Source organism: Roseiarcus sp., from assembly GCF_049514155.1.
Lineage (GTDB): Bacteria > Pseudomonadota > Alphaproteobacteria > Rhizobiales > Beijerinckiaceae > Roseiarcus.
In genome coordinates, this window is record NZ_JBEKVH010000206.1 from 1 (window position 1) to 5,415 (window position 5,415).

Here is a 5,415-nt window from a genome sequence, read left to right on the forward strand (position 1 = left end):
TCGGCACGATTATGAGGACGTGGCCGCGAATTTCGTCTCGCATACGGTCCAGATCAGCTTGCCGCCGCTGCGCGCCGCGGTGGAGCAGGAGTTGACGCGGCTTGGAGATCCGCCCTGAATTTCGGCTCTATTCTGGAGTCCGCCATGTCCCCCTACACCGCCGCCGTCCGCTGGCGTCGCAAGCCCGAGGAGCGCTTCGTCGACGGCCGCTACGGCCGCGGCCATGAATGGGCGTTCGACGGGGGCGCGACCGTCATCGCTTCCGCCTCGCCCCATGTCGTGCCCCTGCCCTTCACCGTTCCGGCTGGAGTCGACCCCGAGGAGGCGCTGGTGGCGTCGCTGGCGAGTTGCCACATGCTGTTCTTCCTCGATTTCGCCCGGCGCGCCGGCTTCGTCGTCGATACTTACGATGACGATGCGGAAGGCGTGATGGCGACCGACCCGGACGGGCGCGCTTGGATGGCGCGCGTGACGTTGAAGCCGCGCGTCGTCTTTGCCGGCGACAAACGCCCGCGCCGCGCCGACGCCGACGCCCTGCACCACCGCGCCCACGAGGCCTGCTACATCGCCAATTCGGTCAGGAGCGAGGTGCGGGTCGAGGGCCGCGAGGAAGGGTTGGCGGAGGGGTGAGGCGCCGCTTGCGCGGCGCCTCCGCTCCATGTCGGTCGCCTCGCAGAGAACGGGAGGAATTGCCAGAAATTCCGGTCCCCAGCGGGGTTCGGCGCGCCCTTGAGCGTTCTATATTTTGGCTTTACGCGAACCTCATCCTGAGGCGCCCTCGCGTTTGCGAGGGCCTCGAAGGATGATCCAGCGCGCGCCGGCTTCCGAGCGAGCTGGAGCGTCCTTCGAGGCCGCTTCGCGGCGCCTCAGGACGAGGTGCGTAGGGGCAAGCGATTCCAATCAAATTCCGCGCGCCCTCAAGCGAACCGCAGGGCGATCACGCCGCCGAGAATCAGCAACGCCGCGCCGGCGCGCGCGCCGCGGTACGGCTCGCCGAGGAAGGCGATTCCGATGATCGCGGCGAACACGACCGAGCACTCCCGCAACGCCGCCACCGCGCCGATGGTCGATTGCGTCATCGCCCAGACGACGATCGCGTAGCCGCCGAACGCAGCGAGACCGGCGAAGGCGCTGCGCAGCGGATCGCGCAGCAATTCCGGGCCGGCGGCTTTGCCGCGCAGCGCCAGCACGAGCGGCAGGTAGAGGGCCGCCGTCAGCGCGTCCGACCAGGCGTTGTAGGCGAAGGCGTGCGCCGCGTCGGGCCCGGCGAGCCGGGCGCCCGCGCCGTCGATGACCGAATAGATCGCGATCACCGCCGAATTGGCGAGCGCGACGATCAGCGTCGCGCGGTCGATTCGCCCATGGGCGAGGCCGGAGAGCCCCATCGTCGCCACGCCGGCGACCAGCCCGAGCACGCCGACGAGCGCGACGGCGTCGGGGATTTCCCGCAGCGTCACCGCCGCGATCGCCGTCGCCGCCAGCGGCGCCAGACCGCGCATCAGCGGATAGGCGACCGACAGATCGGCGTTGCGATAGAGGCGGCCGACCAGCAGGAAATAGACGACGTGGATCAGCGCCGAAGCGATCACGTAGGGCAGCGACGCCGCCAACGGCGCCGGCGCGACCAGAGCCACCAGGATGGCGACGACGCCGGTCCACAGCGCGACGCGCGCCGAACCCATGAACTTGTCGCCGGCGCTTTTGACCAGCGAATTCCACAGCGCGTGCAGCAACGCCGCGACCAGCACCGCCGTCCAGACAAAGGTCGTCACCCGCGCCGTCCCTGCCGTCACAGAATCGTCATGACCTAAGCCGCCAAGGCCCGGCGGCCAAGCGCGCTGGAGCGCGGCGGGGTTTGACGGCGCAATAAATAATGCCGGCGCAGTCTATTATAAGCGTTTTCTAATGTTCTAGATTATGAGCGCGACGCTTCGCACTGCGGGCGTGCGTCTTGTGCTTTGTCGCGCTTCGGCGAAGCGGCGCGCCCTCCGCGACGTTTCGCAAAATGCGCGCGAAATGGCGCCGAACCCTTTGAAAAGACGCGCGCGCGCTACCGACTTGTCGGCCCCTCGCCGGGCTCGATCCGACACCGTCGCCGGCCGGCGATCGGACAATCCGCCAACCCCCCGAACCGCCCTCAGTTCGTCTTCGTCAGCGGAACGAAGATCACCACGTCGTCCTTGCCGACGCGGTCGAGCATCTTGCGCGCTTCCTCGTCGAGCAGGTCGCGGTCGACCGCCTCGGAGCGCATCGACTCGACCCGGCGTCGCCAGCGGTCGTGATCGGCGCGAAGCTCGGCGAGCCGGCCCTGCAGTTGCGCATACTCGGCGTCGTTTTGCGCCTTGGCCGTGAGGCCGCGCTCGCCCTGCGAAGCGCCCCACACCAGCCATGCGCTCGCCGAGCCCAGCACCAGATAGAAGACGATCGGGATGAGAATCGCGCGGGCGCGCGTCTTGACGGCCATGGGCGCGAGGATGGCGGCGGCGCGGTTAATTTCCGGTTGCCGCCGCTTTTTGCCCCTCTCGACTTCAGCGCGCCTTGATCGCCGCCCAGCCGGCGTAGCGGGCCTGGTCGCCGAGCTCTTCCTCGATGCGGATGAGCTGGTTGTACTTGGCGAGCCGATCCGAGCGCGACAGCGAGCCGGTCTTGATCTGGCCGCAGTTGGTCGCCACCGCGAGGTCGGCGATGGTCGAATCCTCGGTCTCGCCGGAGCGGTGGGACATCACCGCCGTGTAGCCGGCGCGGTGGGCCATATCGACGGCGGCCAGCGTCTCGGTCAGCGTGCCGATCTGGTTGACCTTGATCAGGATCGAGTTGGCGACGCCGTCCTTGATGCCGCGGCTGAGGCGCTCGACGTTGGTGACGAACAGGTCGTCGCCCACCAGCTGCAAGCGCTTTCCGAGCGTGTCGGTCGCCAGCTTCCAGCCTTTCCAGTCGTCCTCGGCGAGGCCGTCTTCGATCGAAACGATCGGATAGGCGTCGACCAGCTTGGCGAGATACGCGACCTGCTGCTCGATCGTGCGGGTCTTGCCCTCGCCGGAATAGACATAGGCGCCGTCCTTGAAGAACTCGCTCGAGGCCGGGTCGAGCGCGATGGCGATGTCTTTGCCCGGCTTGAAGCCGGCCGCTTCGATCGCCTTGACGCAATAGTCGAGCGCCGCTTCCGCTGACGGCAGGTTGGGGGCGAAGCCGCCCTCGTCGCCGACGTTGGTGTTGTGGCCGGCCTTCTTGAGCTGGCCCTTGAGCGTCTGGAACACTTCCGAGCCCCAGCGCACCGCCTCCCTGAGGCTCGGCGCGCCGAGCGGCATGATCATGAATTCCTGGAAGTCGATCGGATTGTCGGCGTGCACGCCGCCGTTGACGATGTTCATCATCGGCGCCGGCAGGACGCGCGCCGTCGTGCCGCCGACGTAGCGATAGAGCTGCAGGTTGGAGGCTTCGGCCGCCGCCTTGGCGACCGCCAGCGAAACGCCGAGGATCGCGTTGGCGCCAAGCCGCGCCTTGTTGGGCGTGCCGTCGAGGGCGATCATCGCCTCGTCGATCTTGATCTGCTCCTCGGCCTCGAAGCCGCTGACGGCGTCGAAAATATCGCGGGTGACCGATTCGACCGCCTTCTTGACGCCCTTGCCGCCGAAGCGGCTCTTGTCGCCGTCGCGCAGCTCGACCGCCTCGTGAGCGCCGGTCGAGGCCCCCGACGGCACCGCGGCGCGGCCCATCGAGCCGTCTTCGAGCACGACGTCGACCTCGACGGTCGGGTTGCCGCGACTGTCCAGGATCTCGCGCGCGACAATGTCTACGATGGCGGTCATGCTACTCCTCCGGATGATCGACTGCGCGCCGCCGCCGGCGGGCGCGATCCCGCGCGGGCTCTTACGCTAAGCCCGTGACGGACGAAAGTCGCAGACGATGGCTTTTCGCGCTAGGCGGCGGAACTTTTGTCGCAGTGGCGGCCTGAATGAGCGATTTTGCCCCCTGCTGCTATTTATTTGCATGGCAGCCCTGCTGGCAGTGATGACAGTGCCCGAAATTTGCTCTAGGGTTTGCTTCTCGAAAAGGAGGCCGACGCCATTCGATGGCGGCGGAAATGCCGAGTCTGTGGGAGGACGGGGCGTTTGATCGATTGACAGAGCGGCGCGCCGCTTAAGGCGGCTCAAGGCACGCGGCGGATCGGTTTCGCGAATCAGGGACAGGGTCAACAAACAAGGGCAAGGCGAGGGAAAACTCCCCGCCTTGCCTTTTCGTTGGTCGCTGCTTTTTCAGGCGCCTATTCTCTCCCCTTCCGCCCAACCGGCCTTGACCTCGGCGACGTAGTCGACGAGCCCGCCTTCGGCGATCGCCCGCCGCGCGCCGGCCATCAGGTCCTGGTAATAGGCGAGATTAATCGCCGTCAGCCCCATCATCGCGAGGATCTCGCCCGATTTCACCAGGTGACGCCAATAGGCGCGCGAATAGTCGCGCGCCGCCGGCGCGCTCGAACGTTCATCGATCGGCCGCGGGTCGTCGGCAAACCGCGCGTTGCGCAGATTGAGGCGGCCGCGGCGGGTGAAGACCATGCCGTGGCGGCCGGCGCGCGTCGGCATCACGCAGTCGAACATGTCGACGCCGCGCGACAGGCTCTCGAGCAGATCGTCGGGCGTTCCCACGCCCATCAGGTAGCGCGGTCGGTCAGCCGGCAGATGTGGGCTAACCGCTTCGATCGTCGCCAGCATGTCCGCTTGCGGCTCGCCAACCGCCAGGCCGCCGATCGCATAGCCGTCGAAGCCGATCCCGGTCAGCGCGCGCGCGCTCTCGACCCTGAGGTCGGTCTCGACGCCGCCCTGGACGATGCCGAAGACCGCCCGGCCCGGCTGCGCGCCGAAGGCGGTTTTCGAGCGCTCCGCCCAGCGTAGCGACAGGCGCATCGCGCGATCGGCTTCGGCGCGCGCGCAGGGCAGACGGACGCACTCGTCAAACTGCATCTGGATGTCGGAGCCGAGCAGGCGCTGGATTTCCATCGCCCGCTCCGGCGTCAGCTCGTGGCGCGAACCGTCGACGTGCGACTGAAAGACGACCCCGCGTTCGTCGAGCTTGCGCAGCTTGGCGAGGCTCATCACCTGGAAGCCGCCGGAATCGGTGAGGATCGGATGCGGCCAGTTCATGAACTTGTGCAGGCCGCCGAGCTCGGCGACGCGCTCGGCGCCCGGCGCCAGCATCAGGTGATAGGTGTTGGCGAGCACGACGTCGGCGCCCAGCGCGCGCACCTCGCCCGGATACATCGCCTTGACCGTCGCCGCGGTGCCGACCGGCATGAAGGCGGGCGTGCGGATGGACCCACGCGGCGTCGCGATCGCGCCGACGCGTGCGGCGCCGTCGACGGCGTGAACGGAGAAAGAGAATGTATCGGTCATGATCGGCAGGAGAGATGAAACGCGGGCG

Annotated in this window: 5 protein-coding genes; 1 reads left to right on the top strand and 4 read right to left on the bottom strand. The window is 67.8% G+C overall.

Annotated elements, in window-relative coordinates; all coding sequences use genetic code 11:
* Positions 1-144 precede the first annotated feature (144 nt).
* A complete protein-coding gene (locus ABSF49_RS19735) occupies positions 145-630 on the top strand; it encodes an OsmC family protein (protein ID WP_424114344.1) in 486 nt (161 codons plus the stop codon).
* A gap of 287 nt (positions 631-917) precedes the next feature.
* Here the strand turns inward: ABSF49_RS19735 and ABSF49_RS19740 are convergent, their stop codons facing one another.
* From ABSF49_RS19740 to tgt, 4 genes are all read right to left on the bottom strand, one after another.
* On the bottom strand, positions 918-1,772 hold the full coding sequence (locus ABSF49_RS19740) for an EamA family transporter (RefSeq protein WP_424114345.1): 855 nt from the start codon (positions 1,770-1,772) through the stop codon (positions 918-920).
* A 365-nt stretch (positions 1,773-2,137) separates the two neighbouring features.
* A complete protein-coding gene (locus tag ABSF49_RS19745; protein WP_424114346.1) occupies positions 2,138-2,464 on the bottom strand; it encodes an FtsB family cell division protein in 327 nt (108 codons plus the stop codon).
* A 64-nt stretch (positions 2,465-2,528) separates the two neighbouring features.
* Complete coding sequence (eno, locus tag ABSF49_RS19750) at positions 2,529-3,809, bottom strand: phosphopyruvate hydratase (RefSeq protein ID WP_424114347.1); 1,281 nt, start codon at positions 3,807-3,809, stop codon at positions 2,529-2,531.
* Between the two features lie 447 nt (positions 3,810-4,256).
* Positions 4,257-5,387: a tRNA guanosine(34) transglycosylase Tgt gene (tgt, locus tag ABSF49_RS19755; RefSeq protein ID WP_424114348.1), complete on the bottom strand. Its 1,131-nt coding sequence runs from the start codon at positions 5,385-5,387 to the stop codon at positions 4,257-4,259.
* Positions 5,388-5,415: the final 28 nt, after the last annotated feature.